23 protein-coding genes are annotated in these 20,901 nt (G+C 60.4%); 2 read left to right on the top strand and 21 right to left on the bottom strand.

From position 1 onward, the window contains the following. Positions 1 to 15: 15 nt before the first annotated feature. From GPM19_RS09910 to glmM, 7 genes are all read right to left on the bottom strand, one after another. Positions 16 to 357, bottom strand: coding sequence for a TraR/DksA family transcriptional regulator (locus GPM19_RS09910; RefSeq protein ID WP_160418875.1), 342 nt, complete (start codon positions 355 to 357; stop codon positions 16 to 18). 459 nt (positions 358 to 816) lie between these two features. Further along, entirely contained in the window at positions 817 to 1,722 is a 906-nt protein-coding gene (locus tag GPM19_RS09905) for an EamA family transporter (RefSeq protein ID WP_160418874.1), read from the bottom strand. A gap of 32 nt (positions 1,723 to 1,754) precedes the next feature. Further along, a complete protein-coding gene (locus GPM19_RS09900; protein WP_160418873.1) occupies positions 1,755 to 3,062 on the bottom strand; it encodes an O-antigen ligase family protein in 1,308 nt (435 codons plus the stop codon). A gap of 255 nt (positions 3,063 to 3,317) precedes the next feature. Beyond that, positions 3,318 to 5,885, bottom strand: a complete 2,568-nt coding sequence (locus GPM19_RS09895) for a sensor domain-containing phosphodiesterase (protein WP_319928113.1) — start codon at positions 5,883 to 5,885, stop codon at positions 3,318 to 3,320. Between the two features lie 159 nt (positions 5,886 to 6,044). Beyond that, positions 6,045 to 6,503 carry an RES family NAD+ phosphorylase gene (locus GPM19_RS09890; RefSeq protein ID WP_160418872.1) on the bottom strand — a complete coding sequence of 153 codons (459 nt, stop codon included), beginning with the start codon at positions 6,501 to 6,503 and terminating at the stop codon, positions 6,045 to 6,047. Then, positions 6,503 to 6,919: an Xre family toxin-antitoxin system antitoxin gene (locus tag GPM19_RS09885; protein WP_160418871.1), complete on the bottom strand. Its 417-nt coding sequence runs from the start codon at positions 6,917 to 6,919 to the stop codon at positions 6,503 to 6,505. Before GPM19_RS09885 ends, GPM19_RS09890 begins: the two co-directional genes overlap by 1 nt. Before the next feature lie 187 nt (positions 6,920 to 7,106). Next, a complete protein-coding gene (gene glmM, locus GPM19_RS09880) occupies positions 7,107 to 8,444 on the bottom strand; it encodes a phosphoglucosamine mutase (RefSeq protein ID WP_202114784.1) in 1,338 nt (445 codons plus the stop codon). A 385-nt stretch (positions 8,445 to 8,829) separates the two neighbouring features. Between glmM and nadS the strand changes: the two genes are divergently transcribed. After that, entirely contained in the window at positions 8,830 to 9,114 is a 285-nt protein-coding gene (nadS, locus tag GPM19_RS09875; RefSeq protein WP_160418870.1) for a NadS family protein, read from the top strand. 163 nt (positions 9,115 to 9,277) lie between these two features. Here the strand turns inward: nadS and GPM19_RS09870 are convergent, their stop codons facing one another. From GPM19_RS09870 to GPM19_RS09855, 4 genes are all read right to left on the bottom strand, one after another. After that, on the bottom strand, positions 9,278 to 9,598 hold the full coding sequence (locus GPM19_RS09870; protein WP_160418869.1) for a nucleotidyltransferase domain-containing protein: 321 nt from the start codon (positions 9,596 to 9,598) through the stop codon (positions 9,278 to 9,280). Positions 9,599 to 9,600: 2 nt separating this feature from the next. Continuing rightward, positions 9,601 to 10,041 carry a nucleotidyltransferase substrate binding protein gene (locus tag GPM19_RS09865; protein ID WP_160418868.1) on the bottom strand — a complete coding sequence of 147 codons (441 nt, stop codon included), beginning with the start codon at positions 10,039 to 10,041 and terminating at the stop codon, positions 9,601 to 9,603. 294 nt (positions 10,042 to 10,335) lie between these two features. Beyond that, complete coding sequence (locus GPM19_RS09860) at positions 10,336 to 10,632, bottom strand: addiction module antidote protein (RefSeq protein ID WP_160418867.1); 297 nt, start codon at positions 10,630 to 10,632, stop codon at positions 10,336 to 10,338. After that, positions 10,629 to 10,928 carry a type II toxin-antitoxin system RelE/ParE family toxin gene (locus GPM19_RS09855; RefSeq protein ID WP_160418866.1) on the bottom strand — a complete coding sequence of 100 codons (300 nt, stop codon included), beginning with the start codon at positions 10,926 to 10,928 and terminating at the stop codon, positions 10,629 to 10,631. Before GPM19_RS09855 ends, GPM19_RS09860 begins: the two co-directional genes overlap by 4 nt. Before the next feature lie 423 nt (positions 10,929 to 11,351). Between GPM19_RS09855 and GPM19_RS09850 the strand changes: the two genes are divergently transcribed. Beyond that, entirely contained in the window at positions 11,352 to 11,654 is a 303-nt protein-coding gene (locus tag GPM19_RS09850; protein WP_160418865.1) for a HigA family addiction module antitoxin, read from the top strand. Positions 11,655 to 11,709: 55 nt separating this feature from the next. Here the strand turns inward: GPM19_RS09850 and GPM19_RS09845 are convergent, their stop codons facing one another. The 10 genes from GPM19_RS09845 to GPM19_RS09805 form a co-directional block, all read right to left on the bottom strand. Continuing rightward, positions 11,710 to 12,918 (bottom strand): RNA-guided endonuclease InsQ/TnpB family protein, encoded by a 1,209-nt coding sequence (locus GPM19_RS09845; RefSeq protein ID WP_160418864.1) that lies wholly within the window; start codon positions 12,916 to 12,918, stop codon positions 11,710 to 11,712. A gap of 30 nt (positions 12,919 to 12,948) precedes the next feature. Next, positions 12,949 to 13,308 carry a hypothetical protein gene (locus tag GPM19_RS09840; RefSeq protein ID WP_160418863.1) on the bottom strand — a complete coding sequence of 120 codons (360 nt, stop codon included), beginning with the start codon at positions 13,306 to 13,308 and terminating at the stop codon, positions 12,949 to 12,951. Beyond that, entirely contained in the window at positions 13,290 to 13,553 is a 264-nt protein-coding gene (locus GPM19_RS09835) for a hypothetical protein (protein ID WP_160418862.1), read from the bottom strand. Before GPM19_RS09835 ends, GPM19_RS09840 begins: the two co-directional genes overlap by 19 nt. Before the next feature lie 40 nt (positions 13,554 to 13,593). Next, positions 13,594 to 13,824, bottom strand: a complete 231-nt coding sequence (locus GPM19_RS09830; protein ID WP_160418861.1) for a hypothetical protein — start codon at positions 13,822 to 13,824, stop codon at positions 13,594 to 13,596. A gap of 276 nt (positions 13,825 to 14,100) precedes the next feature. Further along, positions 14,101 to 14,334 (bottom strand): hypothetical protein, encoded by a 234-nt coding sequence (locus GPM19_RS15400; protein WP_227842342.1) that lies wholly within the window; start codon positions 14,332 to 14,334, stop codon positions 14,101 to 14,103. Then, a complete protein-coding gene (locus GPM19_RS09825; protein WP_227842340.1) occupies positions 14,312 to 14,935 on the bottom strand; it encodes an Rpn family recombination-promoting nuclease/putative transposase in 624 nt (207 codons plus the stop codon). The genes GPM19_RS15400 and GPM19_RS09825 overlap by 23 nt, the downstream gene beginning before the upstream one ends. 496 nt (positions 14,936 to 15,431) lie before the next feature. Further along, entirely contained in the window at positions 15,432 to 16,196 is a 765-nt protein-coding gene (gene elyC, locus GPM19_RS09820) for an envelope biogenesis factor ElyC (protein WP_227842338.1), read from the bottom strand. A gap of 8 nt (positions 16,197 to 16,204) precedes the next feature. After that, positions 16,205 to 17,551: a UDP-glucose dehydrogenase family protein gene (locus tag GPM19_RS09815; RefSeq protein WP_160418860.1), complete on the bottom strand. Its 1,347-nt coding sequence runs from the start codon at positions 17,549 to 17,551 to the stop codon at positions 16,205 to 16,207. Positions 17,552 to 17,589: 38 nt separating this feature from the next. After that, positions 17,590 to 19,566: a polysaccharide biosynthesis protein gene (locus tag GPM19_RS09810; protein ID WP_202114783.1), complete on the bottom strand. Its 1,977-nt coding sequence runs from the start codon at positions 19,564 to 19,566 to the stop codon at positions 17,590 to 17,592. A gap of 64 nt (positions 19,567 to 19,630) precedes the next feature. Continuing rightward, a complete protein-coding gene (locus GPM19_RS09805; RefSeq protein WP_160418859.1) occupies positions 19,631 to 20,887 on the bottom strand; it encodes a DegT/DnrJ/EryC1/StrS family aminotransferase in 1,257 nt (418 codons plus the stop codon). Positions 20,888 to 20,901: the final 14 nt, after the last annotated feature.

Here is a 20,901-nt window from a genome sequence, read left to right as displayed (position 1 = left end):
GTCGGTCGGACGACCTCAGGCTGCGCACTCGATGCACTTGAGCAAGGTAGGATCGCTTTCCAAGCGGCGGGTGCCGATCCACTCGCCGCATTCGATACATTCACCCAACTCTGCATTGTCGATGCGTAAAAGGGCATTGTCGATGCGCCTGATCTGCAACTGACGCCGATCTTCCTCGGCCTCGGCCATGGCCTGGGCCTGGAGGGCATCCATGCGCGAAAGGCGCCCCACCGCGGTTTGATCCAGCATCACAGTCCCCCGAGACGCCAGGCTCTCGAGACTCTCAGCGAGCAGCGCCCGGCGCTGGTTCTCCAGGCGCTTACGGATGAGCGGCATATCGAGCTGCGGATGATTCATTGCCTTGCTCCAAGATAATGGACGTTGGTTTATAGCATAGACCATTGCCCTTCGGGGCCGCACCGCTAGCAACGATCAGCGCTGCAATCGTTAACCATGCGCTCGTGATCCAGAACGGCCAGGCGCCTACGGCGCCAATCGCCGGCTGAAGCCAGCTCCTACGGGGGGTGGCTGTGGATTGGTAGGAGCCTGATTTATCGGGCGAGCTTTTGATGGTTGCCCTAGCCGCCTACGGCGCCAATCGCCGGCTGAAGCCAGCTCCTACGGGGTGGTGGCAGTGGATTGGTAGGAGCCTGATTTATCGGGCGAGCTTTTGATGGTTGCCCTTTGCAGGTAACCCCTCGCGCGATGAATCGCCCTCCCACCCGTCAACCCCACCCAACTGATACAGGGTAGGAAATGGGATGGACCCGTTCCCCCATTTCCTACGGGGGCGCCCTTCCTACCAATACCACATCATCAGCGACCTTTGGAAAGCCCCATCATCACGATGCCGCTGAGCACCACGGCGCCGCCGACAAGCTGGCTGGGGTTGAGCATTTGCCCCAGCACGACGTAGCCAATGATTAGCGATGCCACCGGCTCAACGTTCATCACCGGCGCGTTGCGCGCCATGTCCAGGCGCGGCACGAAAATAAACAGTGTCGAAAAGGCGGTGGCGTAAAGTAGCGCCAAGAACGTCAGCCCCAGCCAGCCGGTGCTGCTTGCCGGCAGTGCCAGCCCGCCGGGCATAACGCCCAGCATGCCGGCAATGATGATGGCGATAAACACCGTCTGCATGGTCAGGTAGCTGCGCACGGTGCTGCTGAGCGCACTTAAGCGGTGCTCGGTGATCCACAACGCATTGGCAAAGCAGAACGCCGCCGCCAGCCCCAGACCGATACCTTGCGTCCAGGCGGGGCCGAGGCTCTCCGCCTCTTTCAACCAGGTGGGAATATCCAGCACCACCAGAAGCCCGATCAGGATGGTGCCCATGAATAGGCACTGACGCAGCGTCGGCCGCCGCCCGCCCAGCGCCCAGCTGATCAGCGCCAGCTGAATGGGAAAGGTGTTGACCAGCAGCAGCGCGATCACCACCGGCAGGCGCGCTACCGCCGAGTAGAGAAAAACACTCTGCAGCGTGATGAGCAGCCCCACCGCCAGCTGCCACGGCCATGTCCCCGCCGGCAGTCGCAGGCGCTTTTTTTGCCCGATCACCAATGCCGCCAAGATCACGCAGGCCACCCCGGAGCGCATCAACACGGCCAGCAGCAGCCCGGCACCGTCGTCAAAGGCCAGCCGTGCCGAGACGTGGTTGGCAGCAAACAACGTGGCTACCGTCATCAGCAGTAAAATCGCCAAATGGCGAGGCAGTGCTACAGGCATGGGGTTTTTATCTCGCGTCTCTAGACAGGGATTTATCCGGTGCAGCGCTTCGATAACCAAGTCGCTGATCCCCTGCGCAAGGCGGCGTCAGGCGCAGAGACTTGAGCTTGCCTGAGCACCGTCCAGCAGATGACCAGCAAGCCCAGATAACCACTCAGACCACGCGCATCGCGCAGCATGGACTGGGTGAGGCCGAAATCGATGAACGCCACCGGCACCATCATGCCGGCGGCGGCAAGCAAGCGTATTTCCGCGCCAGCGCCGGGCGCTCGCAGGTGTTTCCAGAACAGCCCGATCGGCACGCCATACAGCAGCAACAGGCTTAGCAGCCCCAGGCTTCCGCGCCGCGCGGCGGTATCGATCAGGTCGCTGTGCAGCTGATCATGCCGGCTGATGCCCGGGTGCAATCGTCCCTCCGCCACCAGGTCGTCTCTGGCCACCTCAAGCGCCCCCTCTCCCCAGCCGAGCCAAGGTCGCTCGACAAACAAGCTGCCGCCGGCCCGCCACATTTCCAGGCGCAACCCGACCGAGGTGCCGCGCACATCCTGGGTCCAGTAAGCCTCTACATTGCTCACCGCCAGCGCCACGCGATCGCGCACCCCGCTTTGCGGCACCATCACCACCGCGATCAGCAGCATTAGCATCCCCGCCGCCAGCCGATGCAGGCACGCCAACGACAGCACCTCGCGGGCCGCCCGGTAGATCACCCACAACAATAGCGGTGCCGCAATCCAGCCCCCGCGGGTACCGGACAACAGCGAGCCCAGCATGCCGGCCAGCCCCGCGACCAGGGTAAGCGCCAGCAGGCTTTTATGCTGGGTCTTGGCGCCCCGCATGCACCAGAGGGCGCCGATAAAAGACAGCCCACCCAGCAACAGCGAAAGGTTGCCAAAGGGGATCGCATTCATGCCGTTGGCGGCCCGGGCATGCCCGATGATCAAGCGTTCATACAGTGCAATGCTGCCCGCGCCCAGGGCGCCGAGACTCACCGCGGCCCATAACACCCCAGGCGTCAGGGGCCGTAAGCGCAGCCCTGCCAGAAAGGCCGCCGCCAGCAGCGGCCAGAGCGGCAGCATCACCCCCTGGTTGCCCTGGCCCACCGGCCAGTGCCCGCTACGCCCTACATCGGCGAGCCATACGCCACCAAAAACAAGCAATGCCAGGCACAGCCAGGCATCGTCCCGGTCCAGGCACTGCAGGCGCCGGATGCTTCTCGGCCGCATGCCCAGCCAGAGCAATAACGAGCCGCCCGCCAGCAACGGGATCACGGCATAGCCCCATGGCACCCCGATCAACAGGGCGCCGAACAGCAACACCCAAATATTGTTCAAGCGTGTCATTTGAGGCTGCGGTGCTGCAACACTGCCGCCGACATTGCCAATGCGCCATAAGGCGTCAGCCAGAACGGGAAGGTATTCATGTGAACCTATTAATGAAACGAGATTGGGTTAGTGACCGTTGATGGCCAAACAGCAAAAAAAAAGGCTGGGCGGCATTCTACCATCCCAGCCTTAGTTTTCATTATCAGAAAGGACAAACCCCAGGGCTCGCCCGACAAGTCAGGCTCCTACCCGATTGGCTGACGCTGGGGGTTGTTATGGGTGGGGCAGGAAGTCGGGCAGGCTCAGCAGGTCTTTTAACGGCATGGGCTTGGCGAAAAGAAAGCCCTGGAGCAGATCGCATTCACGACGCACCAGATCCTCCTGCTGCTCGCGCTCTTCAATGCCCTCGGCGATCACCACCAGCTCCATATGGTGCGCCATGGTGATAATCCCCTGCACAATGGCGGCATTGCAGCGGTTGGTGAGGATATCCTTGATGAAAGCCCGGTCCAGCTTGACCTTATGGATGGGCAGGTCGCGCAGATAGCTCAGGCTTGAGAAGCCGGTACCGAAGTCGTCGAGAGCCACCTGGATGCCGATGTTCTTGAGCTGATTGATCAATTCGATGGCCTGGTCGGCCCCGTCCAGCAGCACACTCTCGGTTATCTCAAATTCCAGCAGTGCTGGCGGCAGGCCGGTGTCGGCCAGCACCTGCTGGACGTCCTCCAGGAAGCCGTCACGCCGAAACTGCAATGATGAGATATTGACGGCCACCGGCACCCCCCGCTCGCCCGCCGCGTAGAGGGCCGCGGCGTCCTGGCAGGCGCGGCGTAGCACCCAGCGCCCTATGGGGATGATCTGACCGGTTTGTTCCGCGAGCGGAATGAACGTTATCGGCGAAACCAAACCCTTCTCGGGATGTCGCCAGCGGATCAGCGCCTCCAGGCCACGAATGCGACCGCTCACCGCCTCCACAATGGGCTGGTAAAACAGCTCGAACTGGTCATGGCTCAGCGCGGCATGCAGCTCCTGGCGCAGCAATACCGATTCCCGGGTGACTCGCTGGACGTCACCCTGATACCAGTGCCAGGTGTTGCGGCCCTGCTGCTTGGCCTCGGCCATCGCCAGGTCGGCGCGCTGCATCAGCTCATGGGGCTGTTCCAGTGTGGCGTCGTTGCAGGCAATGCCAATGCTGGCACTGATGTGCAAGGGCTTGTCCGCGACCCATACGGGCATGGTCAGCGCTTCCAGCACCCGCTCGGCAAGGGCCTTGCCGGCCTGGATGCTCTCCAGGTTGGGAAGCAGCAGTGCAAACTCGTCGCCGGTCAGACGCGCCACCGTATCCCCCGGCGCTATCAGCTGTTGCAGGCGCTCGGCCACTGCGACCAGCAGCAAGTTGCCGACATGATGCCCCAGCCCATCATTGACCGCCTTGAAACCGTCCAGATCGAGGTGCATGACCACCAGCAGGCTCTGTTCCTGCTGGACACGGGCGAAGGCTTCACAGAGGTACTTATCCAGCTCGGTGCGGTTAGCCAGGCCGGTCAGGAGGTCATGGGTCGCCTGATAGGCCAGCTGGGCCTTCTGTTCGCGATGCTGGGTGATGTCTTGCTGGGTACCGATGTAATGGGTGCATACGCCCTGGTCGTCGAGCACCGGACTCAGCGACAGGCGGTTCCAGAAGGTCGAGCCATTCTTGCGGTAGTTGAGCAGCGTGGTATCCACGCGATCGCACCTGGCGATGGCCTGCTGGATGGTGGCGACGGACGCGACATCGGTGTCCGGCCCCTGCAGCAAACGGCAGTTGCGGCCCAGGACTTCCTCCGGCGGGTAACCGGAGAGGGTACAGAAGGCCTCATTGACATAGACCAGCGGCATGTCGGGCTTGCTGGCATCGGCCATGACAATCCCGTTAGGCGTCGCCTGGATACCTCGCTCCAGCAGGCGCCGTGACGCCTCGGCCTGCTTGCGCCGCGTGATATCGCGGCAGATGCCGTAGACCCCGACAACCTCGCCATCAATGGACACGGGAAAGTTCAGGACTTCCAGATAATAGGCGTGGCCATCGCGGTGCTTACCCATGGTTTCGTATTGGCGCGAGCCGCCTTGTCGGGCGATATCAAAACTGGCCTGGGTGAACTCACGGTAGCCAGGGTCAAGGAAGTCGTTGAAATGCCGGCCAATCAGCGCCTCTTCCGGATAGCCCGAGATGCGCGACAAGGCGGCATTACTGCGCTGGAAGCAACCTTCCAGGTCAAACTCATAGACGCCGTCCGGATGGTTCACGAACAGCGAGCGGTGCCATTCGGACAAGGTGCGATGACAGAGGCTATCGCGATCACGCACGATGGCCAGCGCCACCAGCGCGGCGGCCTGGCGCAAACGACGCTGACTCGCTTCGTCAGGCAAGGCGGGCTGGCGATAATAGGTGCCGAAGGTTCCCAGCAAATCACCGCTGGCAGTCATCACCGGGCTCGACCAGCAGGCGCGCAGGCCTTCGTGCTCGGCGGCCTCGCGAAACGCTGACCAGCGAGGGTCGCTGCGAATGTCCTCGGTCACCACCAGTTGGCGCTGGTAGGCCGCGCAGCCAAAGGAGGGCGAATCAGGGCCGATCGGCACGTCTTGCAGCAGGTTCTGATAGCGCTCGGAGAAGCGCTGGCCGGGATAGAGGCTCAAGGACTGACGAGCGGGATTGAAGCGCATGAAAGCCACGATGGCACCGGGAAAAAGGATACCGATCCAATGAGCAATCGCATCCAGGCTTTTTTCCAGAGGCGCCTGCTGAGCGATCAGTTCGTGGATAGTCTGCTGAGTTTCCATCTGAGTAAAATCATCGCTCACGCACATAGCTCCATGTAGCAATGCCCCTGAAAATATTAGGAGGCTTAGAATATTCCGGGATAGTGGATGAAGTGCTTAAGTTAGGCAAACTAACGGGGGGTAAACAAAGGAAAAGCCTTGAGATCCGCTGGGGATTTGATTATCGGGTGGGAGGACGAGTTATCGCGCCGACCTGAACAAACGGGGATCGACCGGGAACTCGAAGTGAGTCAGCTCGACGTGGCCAGCGTCAGGGTGAAGAGGATTGAACAGAAAGTTAGAGTTGTGCGGCACAATCGCCGTCGGCACCTGCAAAAGCAGTGTGTCGGCCTTTCTCAGCCAGTCATCTCCAAACTGCCGGGTAACAGCCAAATGATTGTTCCATTCTACTGGGAGAACATCGCGGGCATCACGCTCGCTGGCATCACTGTGTAGCTCAACCCGCAGCAGGGTGAACGTCTCGGGCAGCTCATCCAAATCGATTTCCAGGTTTACGAGAATTTCAAGCAGCGCCGTGGCCGGACAGTCGGCAAGATAAACAATCGGCCGCCCCTTATGGTGCCAGCGTCCTGAGACGACAGTCCCGCCGATGCCAGAAAGATCCTTGAACTCTGAAATTCGCCACAGTACCCGCCCCATCAGGCAGCGAATCCGTGACGCAGTTGCTCTAAAAGCTCCTCGGCAGCCGCGTAGCCGGGCGTGGTGGCTATGGCTTGCAGGGCACTGAGGTTGCCCAGCGCCCGCCGTGGCTTCTTCAACCACTTGGCGGCCTTCTCCTGGGACCCGAAGATCTCCTCTGCGAGCAGGATGATCTTGCTGGCGCGATACAGTCGGTCACCCTCTTCAGGAGAGAGGGCCTCACCTTTTGCACGACGATGACTAAGCGTGCGGGGCTTGATGATTCCTAGCCGGGCGACATCTACGCCGTGCTGCGCAAGACGCTCCAGCGCAGCCAACGGAACACCCTGCCGGATCAGCTCGTCAGTGCGGACCCCACGACGACCGCCCATCAGCAGGGCAACCTCTTCCTCTAGCTCAATATCGAGTGCTTCCATCACAAACCATCCTCATCCGGCAACATGCCTTAAACCATAAGGCATATTGCCGGTCAACACCAACTCTGTCACTACCCCACCCGTAGGCGCTGGCGTCAGCCGGCAATTGGCGCCGCCTGGGGCAACCATCAAGGGCTCGCCCGACAAGTCGGCCTCCCACCGGCTTGGCTGGCTATAGGGGGGCGCCCTACCCCAGCGCGCCGGCGATTTCCTGGGCACAGCCGTTGGCCTGGTCGGCGTCTTCGGCTTCGACCATCACGCGGATCAACGGCTCGGTGCCGGATTTGCGCAGCAATACTCGGCCGGCGGTGCCCAGGCGCGCCTCCACCGCCTGCATGGCGGCCTTGACCCCTGGCGTGCCGAGCGGGTCAACGCCTTCCTGGGCCTGGTAGCGCACATTCACCAGGGTCTGCGGCAGCTTGCGCATGCCCTGCTTGGCCAGGTGCAAGGTAGTCCCCTGGGCGAGCAGCGCCGCCAGCACCCGGATGGAGGCAATGATCGCATCGCCGGTGGCGGCGTGGTCCAGGCTCAGCAGGTGGCCGGAGCCCTCGCCGCCCAGCCGCCACCCGGTGGCTGTGAGCTGCTCCATCACATAACGATCGCCGACCTTGGCGCGCTTGAACGCAATGCCCCGCTCCGCCAGCGCCTGTTCAAGGCCCAGGTTACTCATCTGGGTGCCCACCACGCCGCCGGTGTAGCCTGCCGCCTGTGCCTCGCGGGCAAGCAAGAACAGCAGCTCATCGCCATCCACTATCGCGCCGGTATGATCCACCATCATCAAGCGATCCGCGTCGCCGTCCAGGGCAATGCCTAAATCCGCGCCCTGTTCGATCACCGCGGCACGCAAGCTGGTGAGATCCGTGGCCCCGCACTCATGGTTGATGTTCACCCCATTGGGCGCATCGTGCAGGCTGATCACCTCGGCGCCCAGTTCGCGATACACCGCCGGGCCGACCTTATAGCCCGCGCCGTTGGCGCTATCCACCACGATTTTCAGGCCGTTGAGGCTCTGTCGGCTGGGAAAGTGCGACTTGCAGTACTCGATATAGCGCCCCGCCGCATCCTCGATGCGCCGCGCCTTGCCGAGCTTTTCCGAGCTCACGCAGGTCATGCCCTCGTCCAGCGCATGCTGCAGCCAGCGCTCGATCTCCTGCTCCTGAGCATCGGTCAATTTATGCCCCGACTGGGCAAAAAGCTTGATGCCGTTATCGTAAAAGGGGTTGTGCGAGGCGCTGATCACCAGGCCGGCATTGGCACGAAAGGTGGTGGCCAGATAGGCAATTGCCGGGGTGGGCAAGGGCCCCACCAGGGCAACGTTGACGCCGGCGGCGGAAAAGCCCGCCTCCAGGGCGGACTCCAGCATATAGCCACTGGCGCGGGTGTCCTTGCCGATCAACACTTCGCTGACGCCCTGTGCGCCGAGCACCTGGCCCGCCGCCCAGCCCAAGCGCATGGCAAAATCCGGGGTCATGGGAAATTCCCCGACCCGCCCGCGCACCCCATCGGTACCGAAATATTTACGCATAATGATCACGCCTTTGAATTAAAAAGAGGATAGATGAGAGGACGATTTATCGCGCGACATGCCGGCCCTGTATCAGCCGGGTGGGGTTGCCGGGTGGGAGGGCGATTTATCGCGCGAGGGGTTGGCTGCAAAGGGCAATAACCAAGGGCTCGCCCGACAAGTCGGCCTCCCACTTTGTATCAGCCGGGTGGTGTACACCTGCCCTACTTCCTTCAGGATTCTATGTATCGAAGATGGAGCGCACCGCCTCGGCTACCTCCTCGGCCACCGCCGACATCGTTTACCTGATACTGGCCTATCCCAAAAGCGCAAAAGACAGTTTGACGTCTGCTGAAAAGGCTACACTGAAAACCCTGACCCACCAGTTAAAAGGGGAGGCTTCCCAATGAGCATTTTTGACGAACTCCACACATCGCTGCAGGAAGCTGTCGACATTAAACAGGACAAGGCCCAGGCCAGCCGTGTCACGCGGCACGAGGTAGCCGATGTGAAGGCCATTCGGGCGAAGCTACAGGTGTCTCAGACCGAGTTTGCCAATGCCATGGGAACCAGCGTCGACACGATCAAAAGCTGGGAAACCAAGCGCCGCAATCCCACCGGCTTGGCGGCCAAGGTGTTGGCGACCCTCCAAGATAACCCGGCATTCTTCAACGAACTGGCGTCCCACTGATGCACGCAACAATCAAGGGCTCGCCCGACAAGTCAGGCTCCCACCACCCCGCTGCCACCCCCTCCGTAGGAGCTGGCTTCAGCCGGCGATTGGCGCCGCAGGCGCCTGGGGTAAACATCAAGGGCTCGCCCGACAAGTCGGGCTCCTGCCGGCGGCGGCCCTATTATTTCGTACCTGATGCGGAGGAATACAGCACCTGCCCTACACGCTCGATATGGGCTTTCAACTCGGCATTGTCGATGTGCTCGTGCAACGAGAGGTCGATCTGGTAGGGCAATAGCAGGTCGTCGAGGTCAATTTCCAGCTGATTGAACGTCAGCCAGTCCAGATGCCCCATGATGGTGAGATCGATATCGGAGCCGGGTCGATAGTTCCCCTTGGCACGCGAGCCATAAACAACCACCTGCTGAATCTGGGGATAGCGTTCAAACACCCCGCACAGCTTCTCGATATCGTCTTGTGACAAACCAAACCGTGCCGCCATGATCAAGGCTCCCCGAGCTGCTGGGCCTGCTCACTGTTCAATTCAGCGAACGTCTCCCTGAGCTCGCGAAACAGGGCGGCATAACGCTGACTAAGATGCGCCAGAATTTCGTTGGCGGTGGCTTCGTTGTAGGTGTGCACAGTGCGATTTCTATCTTGCAGCATCGCCATCCAGGCGTGGCCATCACTGATCAGCTCACGCTTGAACGCCTCACGAATCGCGTCCCTTGCCCCAGCGATGGTGGCCGCCCCCTGCCAAATGAGATAATCGCGCAGCAGGTTCCAGGCAAGCTCGTAGGTGAATTTGAATGCCTGAATGAGGCCTTGCTTTTCCAGGTCACTGAGCGAGCGCTGTTCCATCAACGCCAATGCACTAGCAAGCTGCGCGTGTGCATTTTTGAAGTTGGCAAACCGTTGTTGCCAGCGGATATCTTGCTCACTCATGATCTTTCTCCACAAGCAGGCCAACATAGCAAACCCCACCATCACCGTCACTAGCGAAAGGCTCCCATTTACCGCTTGCACGGTGGCTTTGACTAGCGGCCCGTCTAGCGTATCAATACCTCCCTGCGCCTGGATGGCACCCGCCACCGGCTTGGCTGACTATGGGAGGTTGATTATCGGGTGGGAGGGCGATTTATCGCGCGAGGGGTTGCTTGCGTAGGAGCTGGCTTCAGCCGGCGATTGGCGCCGCAGGCGCCTGGGCAACACCACCCTCGCCTGGGTGGTAATCCAAGCTTAAGCAGTGGGTTCGTGAGGACGAGCCGTCAAGTCGACGCCAAGCGCCCGCATCACGGTGAGCATGGTTTTCAGTGTGGGGTTCCCCTGCTCGCTGAACGAGCGGTAAAGTTGCTCACGAGAAAGGCCCGTCTCACGGGCAAGCTCCGTCATGCCCTTGGCGCGTGCAACGACGCCCATCGCCTTGGCCACGTAGGCTGAATCACCGGTTTCCAGTGCATCGGCGAGAAACACGGCAATTGCTTCTTCACTTTCAAGGGCCGCTGCCGGGTCGTAATCATAGATCTTATCGCTCATAACGCCTCCCATTCTGCCGCAAGACGCTGTGCTGTTTCGATGTCACTTTGCTGCGTACTTTTGTCGCCACCGCACAGAAGAATGACGATTTCGCTTCCACGCTGCTTAAAATATACCCGATACCCTGGGCCGTGATGGATACGAAGCTCGCTGACTCCCTGTCCAACAGGCTTGACGTCCCCGGATAGGCCGTTAGCCAGACGGAAAACACGCGCGGCAATCAGTGCCTTGGCGCGCTGATCACGGAGTTTGCGCTCCCATTTTCGGTAGGTATCTGTCTGTTTGATATCAAGCATGACTGGATTGTAGTTTTTAGACTACTAAACTGCAACAGCTTTCAGCCCAGCTTATTCATCAGGGCGCCGACTTGGCTTGGTTGAATCTGTGGGGTGGGAGGGCGATTCATCGCGCGAGGGGTTTCTTGCGTAGGAGCTGGCTTCAGCCGGGATGGGCGCCGCAGGCGCCTGGGGTAAACATCAAGGGCTCGCCCGACAAGTCAGGCTCCTACCAAACCACGGCCACTACCCCGTGGGAGCTGGCTTTAGCCGGCGATTGGCGCCGCAGGCGCCTGGGGTAAACACCAAGGGCTCGCCCGACAAGTCGGCCTCCTGCCAAGTCAAATAAGTGCCTCACTTTTGAGTTTGAGGACGGTAACGTTTACCAAGTTGATTTCGAACAATACCATTGACGAGCAATACCACTGAGAGGGTGGAATCACTATGTCTATTACCGCAAAGCAAAACCCCAACCGCTGCCCGCCGCACCCCGGCGAGGTGATCGAAGACATGCTAGAGGATATGAATTACAGCAAGAAAGCCATTGCGCAAATGTTAGGCATCTCACGCCAGCATTTGCACGCTATCCTGGCCACGCGCAAGCCAGTATCGCCAGAAATGGCTGCACGCCTCGGCAAGTTATTCGGTAACGGCCCCGGCCTATGGCTGCGCCTCCAGGCGGCCTACGACGCCTGGCACGCTGAGCGTGAAATAGACTTGACATCCTCCTCTCCCTCAGCTTCTTAGGAAGCTGCCGCCTGGGGCGGAAAGGAAGAGGATTCCTACGGCGCTCAGGCTCAGCCTACGGCTTTCCTGAGTCGCTTCGGTGGGTTCCTGCTGCTGGCGGCCTTACTGCACCGCTCACTTCACAGGCTAACCGGGCATGCCCTGCCCTTAGCACATTGATCGCGCCGACAAGATCGGCATTGGCCTTAAAGCCACACTCGACACAGGCGAAGCGAGCTTGGCTGCCCCGGTTCTCCGCGGCCACATGCCCGCACTCGGTACACGTGCGGCTGGTGTTGCGCGGCGGCACCACCACCAGATGCGCCCCGCGCCAAGCCAGTTTGTAGTCGAGCTGGCGCCGGAACTCGAACCAGCCCTGGTCGAGAATGGCGCGATTGAGCCCCGACTTGGCGCGGATGTTGCGCCCCGGCTGCTCAACACTGCCCTTTGCCGACCGTGACATGTTGCCTACCTGCAAGTCTTCGAGCACCACAAGCGCGTGGTTTTGGCTGATCGTGGCGGAAGCCTTGTGCAAGTAATCGCGGCGGGCGTTGGCAATGCGAGCCTGTATTCGTTGGATGCGGGCCTTGGCTTTCTTCCCGTTATTGCTGAATTTTGTCTTGCGGCTCAGGGCGCGCTGCGCCTTGTGCAGGGCCACCTGGTGCGTCTTGAAGCTGTTGAGCGGAGCGAGATAGCTTCCATCCGAGAGCGTGGCGAATCTCGCCACGCCCATGTCGATGCCGACCGCGCCGCCCGAGGGCGCCGGTACTTCCACCTCGCGTTCGGTCTGGATCGATATGAACCAGCGTCCGCCCGACTGGCTGACGGTGACGTTCTTCACCGCGCCCAGCACCTCGCGGCTCTGGCGGAAGCGCAGCCAGCCCAGCTTGGGCAGAAATAGCCTGCCATTACCCTGGTCGAGCCGGATCTGCTTTGGGTCGGGGTAGCGGAAGCTGTCGCGTTGGCCTTTCTTCTTGAAGCGTGGGAAGTCGGCCCGCTTGGCAAAGAAGTTGGTGTAGGCGCGCTCAAGGTCTTTCAGCGACTGCTGGAGCGGATGGGTCGGGCCGTCCTTGAGCCAGGGGGTATCGGCACTGTTGCGCCAGCCGGTGAGCTTTTTGCACAAGGCGGCGTAGCCCAGCTTCTTTTCTCCCGCCTCGTAACGTTCTTTCTGCAACGCCAGGCCTAGGTTGAACACGAACCGCGCCATGCCGGCGAACTGGCGCATTTTGCGCACCTGTTCGCCGTTGGGCATCAGCTCGTATTTGAAGGCTTGGAGGCGTTGCATGAGCACCTTTAACTGTTATTTCATCCAGTATTATAGGGCGCCTTCGGCGCCCGCGCTATCCTTCCCCGCACTAAAAGTACGGGGCATGCCGCGCATTTTGGTCAAGGAAAGCTTAGCATCAACCCACTCCCCACGAAGTCCAACTGCAATACGCTGGGCAAGCATGGCAGCAAAGGTGTCAGCAAATTGCGCCGAGTTGCCCTCAATAGATGGCACCTCCACCTCTATCGCGCCGGCTGTGGCCCGCAGCATGTCGGAAAAAGCAATATATTTCGCAATATCATCAGGATTAATGTACTGCCCCAAAGGCACATCGCGGCTGATCAAATAGCGAGCAAGCGTTGTTTTACCCGAGCCATTAGGCCCCGCAATCAATCGGAGTCTTGGCATAAGTAGGCTCGTAGATCAAACGGCTTTTTAGGCTTGAGCTCCTTTATCACCCTTTCCTTTTTATCGGCGCTCACCTCAACGAGGTTGCCATTTTTCTCATAAACAACTGGAACACCACATTCAAGCTGTTTTTTTATTGCCATGCGTGAAGCGGTTCGTGCGAAATCTCTCAGCTTACGAGTATCCTGCATAGGGTCATCACGCTCATGCTTACGTATACGGGCAGGCATTTTATAAGCTGTCATATCCATCTCCTAAATGAAGACATTAAAGTCCAGCAGGTAGCTACCACTCATCCCTCAGGCTCCTTTGATACTCCACTCCCTCCCGCTGGGCTAAAGAAGGCGCCTTAACCCGAGAAAAATCGATTTCCACCTGCTCCTCGGTAACTTCATTCTCTTCAAATGAGTCATACAAAACGACAATTCTGGCATGTCCGTTTTTCAGCAGTTTGTATTCATCTGGAATCTTGACCATGCCATCTCGGATATCGGCTTCAAACTCTATCGCATACATCGCACACCTCCAGCTGGCGACAGTAAAACTTGCCAGATCAGAATAGCACGTTTGAAAGTCTGCTCCCGTCCACCGGCTTGGCTGAAAATGGAGGGTTTGTTATTGGGTGGGAGGGCGATTTATCGCGCGAGGGGTTGGCTGCGTAGGAGCTGGCTTCAGCCGGCGATTGGCGCCGCAGGCGCCTGGGGAAACATCCATCGCCCGACAAGTCGGCCTCCCACCGGCGGCTGCCCTATTATTTTGTACCTGATGCGAAAGAAAACAGGGAAGGTAGGGTCAGTGCTTGATTTCAGCACGCAGCTTGGACACGTCCTCAACAGACAATTCGGCGATATCAGCAATCATCACGTCATCCATTTCGGTTTTAAGAATCATACTGCGAGCGACCTCCTCACGACCTTCGCGCTTAGCATCATTCAACAACGACACCTCATCGCGCAGCGCCCGTTCCCGCACAAAGGCAAGACGGCGCGTCTCTTCATCGGCGCTAAGCTGTCGGATGCGGCTCATGGCCTTCTGGACGGGGTTCGTGTGCAACATTGGCCATCGTCAGTTCCTCCTGCCAGTGCTTGAAGAAGGTAATCCACGCCAAGAGCGGGCCGGGTGGCAACCCCAGGCGATCCGCCTTGTTCAGTTCGATCAGGTTCATCTGCAAGATGTTCCCCAGCGAGATATTCGGCTGGCGCTCATCGCGCATCTCGAAACGCCATACGGCTTGCTGGCGTTCATTTTCTGTCGCGGTGAACAGGTCGAAATCCAGCAGGTGCAGCCCCACCGAGGCACGCAGTTCCTGGTAGTCTTCGCCCGCGGTCAGCTGAGTCCCCAGCGTGCGGGCCAAGTAAAATAAACCCCGCTTGTGCCAGGCACCGTAACGACGTACCTGTATTTCGACATTATAGCAGTGGCCCTCACCATCACGCGCCAGGACGTCAAGAATGATGTACTTGCCGGTCAATTCGCTGGCTTCGATATTGGGGTTGAGGATCTCCACCGAGGCGATATCCGGCAGATCCGGACGCAGGTCGTTGATTAGATCCACCAGCAACTCGGGCGCCTCGGAAAAGAGTCGCTTGAACACATAATCATTGGTGGGATCGAGTAGGTCGCTCATGGGCACTCCTGCGTTGATACAACTCAGCTTACCACACAGGTCCGCTGTCAAACGCTTTTCCAGCTCATGCTATCTTGCTGTCGTATAAAGAAAAAAACAGCCAGATACGCAAAGAGCGGCCTTGGTGGGAGGGCGATTTATCGCGCGAGGGGTTGGCGGCAAAGGGCAACAATCAAGGGCTCGCCCGGTAAACCGGCCTCCCACCCTGTAGCAGCCGGGTGGGGTTGTTTGGTGGGAGGGCGATTCATCGCGCGAGGGGTTGGCTGCAAAGGGCAACAATCAAGGGCTCGCCCGGTAAACCGGCCTCCCACCAGCTCGGCTGACTCTGGGGTTTTGTTCTGGGTGGGAGGGCGATTCATCGCGCGAGGGGTTGGCTGCAAAGGGCAACAATCAAGGGCTCGCCCGACAAGTCGGCCTCCTACCCTGTATCAGCCGGGTGGGGTTGCCTGGTGGGAGGGCGATTCATCGCGCGAGGGGTTTCTTGCGTAAGAGCTGGCTACTCCCAGCGTGCTGCCAACAGGCCTAGCGCCTCGTAAATGGCGCGTTCGCTTTTATGCAGATGGCGAGCGGCAGGCACCCAGTAACCCAGGGAGCTGGCGGAGTCGCGCAGGGCGAGATAATGCGTCGGCGCGGCGATCGGGGTTAAGCCTGCCTGACGAAAATGCTGGATGGCGCGAGGCATATGCGAGGCAGAGGTGACCAACAGCAGCGAACTGCCCTCGCCCAATAACCGAGCGGCGGCGCGGGCTTCTTGACCGGTATCGGTGGGCGTATCCAGCACATGCAACTGGCTGGCGGGTACCTGCATATCCTGAGCAATGTTGGCATAGGCCTGGGCCATGGGTACCACGTCCGCATCGCCACTGGAGCCGCTCACTATAAGACGGGCGTCAGGGTTCAAGTGCCACAGCCTCAAGCCTTCCAACAGCCGATTGGCGGAACTGTCACTCAACTGCCCGGTGAGTACCCACGGCTGATGCGGCTGGTAACCGCCGCCCAGCACCATCACGGCGTCTACCGTTTGCCCTTGCGGCCAGTTATGCAGTGGCGGGTAGGCGGATTCAAACGGTGCCAAGAGGCGATCGGCCACCGGTGCCCAGCTGAACAACACCAACAACAGCAGCGCGAAAAGCGCGCAGCCATTTCCCAGGCGCCGCCAGCGATTGCGCAACAACAAACCCACCACCAACAAACCCAAACACAGCGGCAAGGGCATCAACATCTGGGCAGCGAGGGTTTTAATGAAGGAATAAGTGTTCAATGCTTCCCCTAGGCTGGGTCTAGAAACGCCGCTTGGCGCCCCACAGAATAATAGGTAAAGCCTTTGCGCGCCATGCGCTTGGGATCGTACATATTGCGCCCATCGAAAATGGTGGGCTGGCTGAGCTTCTGCTTGATCAGGTCGAAGTCGGGTGCCTTGAAGCTCTGCCAATCCGTCACAATCACCAGGGCATCGGCATTCTTGAGCGCCGCTTCCTTGGTGCCGCATAGAGAAAGAACGTCTCGATCCGCATAGAGGCGCTGAGTTTCCTCCATGGCCTCGGGATCATAAGCCTGCACCTGGGCACCAGCCGCCCACAGCGCCTCCATCAACACACGGCTGGGTGCCTCGCGCATATCGTCGGTATTGGGCTTGAAGGCCAGGCCCCAGAGAGCAAACGTTCTGCCTGAGAGGTCGCCATCGAAGTGGGCAAGGATCTTCTCGAACAGCGTGGTCTTCTGCTGATAGTTACGCTTCTCTACCGCTTTCAGAACCTTGGCGTCAAAATCAATAGCGTCAGCGGCGCGAATGAGCGCTTGCACGTCTTTAGGGAAGCACGAGCCGCCATAGCCTACGCCCGGATAAATAAACTGATAGCCGATACGTGGGTCAGAGCCGATGCCCTGACGCACTGCCTCGATATCAGCGCCCAGACGCTCGGCCAAGTTAGCCATCTCGTTCATGAAGCTGATCTTGGTGGCCAGCATGCAGTTGGCGGCGTACTTGGTCAGCTCGGCGCTCTTCACGTCCATCACGATGATTTTTTCATGGTTGCGATTGAAGGGCGCGTAGAGCTCGCGCATCACTTCGACGCTATGGTCATCTTCGGTGCCGATGATGATGCGATCCGGCTTTTGGCAGTCGGCGACGGCGCTGCCTTCTTTCAAAAACTCGGGGTTGGACACCACATCAAAGCTCAGCGCCGTTTCACCGCGTTGCTCCAGTACCTGCGCCACCCGTGCGCGTACCTTGTCAGCGGTGCCGACCGGCACGGTCGACTTATCGACGATAATACGGTGCGCCTGCATATGCTCGGCGATGGTTTCAGCGACCTTTAGCACGTACTGCAAATCGGCGCTACCGTCTTCATCGGGGGGCGTGCCCACCGCAATAAACTGCACAGCGCCGTGGGCAACGCCCGCGGCCGCATCGGTGGTAAAGCGTAGCCGCCCTGCCGCGCTATTCTCCTTCACCAGCGCTTCCAGGCCCGGCTCGTAAATGGGAATAATACCCTGGGTCAGCTTATCCACTTTCTCGGCATCCACATCCACGCAGACGACATGGTGGCCGACATTCGCCAGGATGGCACCCTGCACCAGGCCAACATAGCCGGTGCCGAAGACAGTCACATTCATATAAATCCTTGTTTATCGGGTGCTCAACAACGATGACCTCAACAGGTTGAGGCAGGCTGGGAATGCAGCTCGATCACCTTATCGCCTTGCGAGGCCTGTGTCGGGGTCTGCTGAGCCCACACCAGGTCGACCGGCTCGCTCTGCGGCTGATAGCCCAGCGGCGCCTGTTCAAGAAGCTCGCGAATTCGCGGAGCGTCGAAGGACCGGCAGGCATCGAACAGGCTCTCCAGCAGCCCCTCCACCTCTTCCCAGCGCAGCGAGATCTCGCTGGCGGTCATGATCCGCGGATGGCGGGTGGCTTCCACCCTCTCGCCGATCAACAACTCTTCATAGAGCTTCTCGCCGGGACGCAGGCCGGTGTAGCGGATCTCGATATCGCCGCTCCCGGCGCTGCCCGCTTGGCCATCGGGGTAGCTCGGCTCCAGCCCGGAAAGCCGGATCAGGTGGCCGGCCAGCTCGGCGATCTTTACCGGCTCGCCCATGTCGAGCACGAACACATCGCCGCCACGCGCCATGGCGCCTGCCTGGATCACCAGCTGGGCGGCCTCGGGGATGGTCATGAAGTAGCGGGTGATCTCCGGGTCTGTCACCGTGACCGGGCCGCCGGCGGCAATCTGGCGGCGAAACAGTGGCACCACCGAGCCACTGGAGCCCAGCACATTGCCAAAGCGCACCATGCTGAAGCGCGTGCCCGCCTGGGCCTTGGCCAGCCCCTGGCACACCAGCTCGGCCAGGCGCTTGCTGGCCCCCATGACGTTGGTGGGCCGCACCGCCTTGTCGGTGGACACCAGCACGAAGCTTTCCACGCCGGCCTCCACCGCCGCCCAGGCCGTTTCCATGGTGCCCATCACGTTGTTACGCAGCCCCTCCACCACGTTGTGCTCCACCATCGGCACATGCTTGTAGGCCGCGGCGTGGTAGACCGTCTGCACGCAAAAGACGGTCATGATCTTCTGCACCCGGTTGCGATACTGCACCGAGCCCAGCAGCGCCTTCACCGGGCAGTCGATGCCCTCTTCGCGGGCGATCTGCCCAAGCTCCTGCTCGATGCGATAGAGGCTGAACTCGGAAAGCTCCAGCAGCAGCAGTTGCGCCGGGTGCTGGCGCAGGATCTGGCGGCACAGCTCGCTGCCGATAGATCCCCCGGCGCCGGTCACCATCACCACCTTGCCGGTGGTATTGGCGCCCATCAGCGAGGCGTCCGGCGGCACCGGATCACGGCCCAGCAGGTCTTCCACCGCGACATCGCGCAGGTCGTTGATCTGCGCCCGGCCGGAGACAACGTCGGCCATACCCGGGATGGTCTGCACCGGCACTTCCAGCGGCTCCAGGCGCTCCAGGATCTCGCGGCGCCGCGCCCGCGGCGCGCTGGGAATCGCCATCAGTACCTTCTTGACCCCGTAGTCCTTGATCAGGCGTCCGATCTCGCCGGGCGAATACACCTTCAGCCCCTGGATGAAGGCCGCCTCCAGGTGCGGTGCATCGTCCACGAAACCCACCGGGTCGTACTCGGTGCCATGGCGCAGCGACTGCACCAGCTGGCGCCCTGCCGAACCGGCCCCATAGATCAGTACCCGCGTCTTGTAGCGCAGCTGACCCTTGATATACATCGCGCGCAGAGCGGCCCGAACCCCGCCAATGGTCAGTAGCGCGAGCATGGCGTAGATGAACGGCACCGAGCGCGGCACCGGCAGATCGAACAGGTAGTTAACCACCACCAGCGTCAGCGCCGATGCCAGCACCCCGGCCAGCACCGTTTTTATGGCCTTGATGCTCATGTAGCGAATCACCGCCCGGTAGAAGCCCAGGCGGATAAAGATGGCCAAGCTCACCGGGATCATCACCGGCAGTACCATCCACACTTTCGGGTCCCTGGCGAAGTCCCAGCTATCCAGGCGCAGCAGCATCGCCATGGAAAAGCTGAGGATGATCAGCAGACTATCCGCCGCTAATTGCAGCAGGCGCTTCTGCCGCCGCGGCAGCCGAAACAGGGGTTTGAGTAATGTCATGAGCATAGGAGGAGACTTCTCTTCCATGAAGAAGCAAGAGTGGGGTGCCCCTGAAAAGCAGGCACCCCCATTAGCGCGATGAGCACGTTTCTTTTTGCGATATTTGTTCTGAGCGTCTTGCGGCTTCTGCCATGGCGCGCTTGAGAACGTCGCACGTCTTGTCGATCTCTGCCTCGGTCAAGGTGGGGTGGCAGAGAAACATCAGGCTGGTTCCGCCCAGCTCCCGGGCCACGGGCAGCGGCTGCTCGGGGCGCCAGCCGGGGCTGGCGGAATTATCATCAGAGTAGCCATCGAACGCCTTCTCGAGATACACCTCCGAACAAGAGCCGGAGAAGCACGGCACCCCTTGGGCAGCGATCTCACCCATGATGCGGTCGCGGTTCCAGCCTTCTGCCAGCTGATCAGACTTCACAAATACGTAGCATTTGTAGGCGGCGTGCTCGATATGCGCAGGAATCTCCGGTACCCGCAGGCCAGGGCATTCACCGGCGGCCTGCCAGATACGCTGGGCGTTGGCCTGGCGGGCGGCCTTCCACTCGGGCATGCGCGCAAGCTGTATACGACCGATGGCGGACTGCATTTCCGTCATGCGCCAGTTGGTGCCGAAGCTTTCGTGCAGCCAGCGGAAGCCCGGTGGATGCTCACGCTCGTAGACCGCCGCCCAGCTCTTGCCGTGGTCCTTGTAGGCCCACATTTTGCGCCACAGCGCCTCATCATTGGTGGTGACCATGCCGCCTTCGCCGCCGGTGGACATGATCTTGTCCTGGCAGAACGACCAGCAGCCCACATGGCCGATGCTGCCCACGCTACGCCCGCGGTAGCGGGCCCCGTGGGCCTGGGCGCAATCCTCGATCACGTAAAGACCGTGCTGTTCGGCCAGCGCCACCAACTCGTCCATCTCGCAGGGCCAGCCGGCCAGATGCACGGCGATGATCGCGCGGGTGTTGGGGGTGATCTTCTCCGCCACCGTAGCCGCGGTGATGTTCTGGGAGTCGCGATCCACATCGGCAAATACCGGCACTGCACCGGCGGTGACGATACTGGAGACCGAGGCCAGGAAAGTACGCGCTGTGACGATCACCTCATCGCGCCCCCGACCCTCGCCTTCGCCGATACCCAGCCCCTTCAGGGCCAGATCCAGCGCCGTGGTGCCGTTGGAAACGGCAATCGCATGGTCGCTTTCGGAAAACTGCGCGAATTCGCGCTCGAACTGGCGGCCCTCCTGGCCGGTCCAGTAGTTCACCTGGTTGGAAAGCAGCACATGCTGCACTGCCTGGGCCTCTTCCTCGGTAAAGGAAGGCCAGGAGGAAAAGGGTCCATTAAGCATCTCGTTAACCCGTC

It is taken from the genome of Vreelandella zhuhanensis (assembly GCF_009793355.1).
In the GTDB taxonomy this organism is placed as follows: Bacteria; Pseudomonadota; Gammaproteobacteria; order Pseudomonadales; family Halomonadaceae; genus Vreelandella; species Vreelandella zhuhanensis.
The sequence above is the reverse complement of the archived record's forward strand: the minus strand, read 5'-3'. Positions and strand labels throughout refer to the sequence as shown.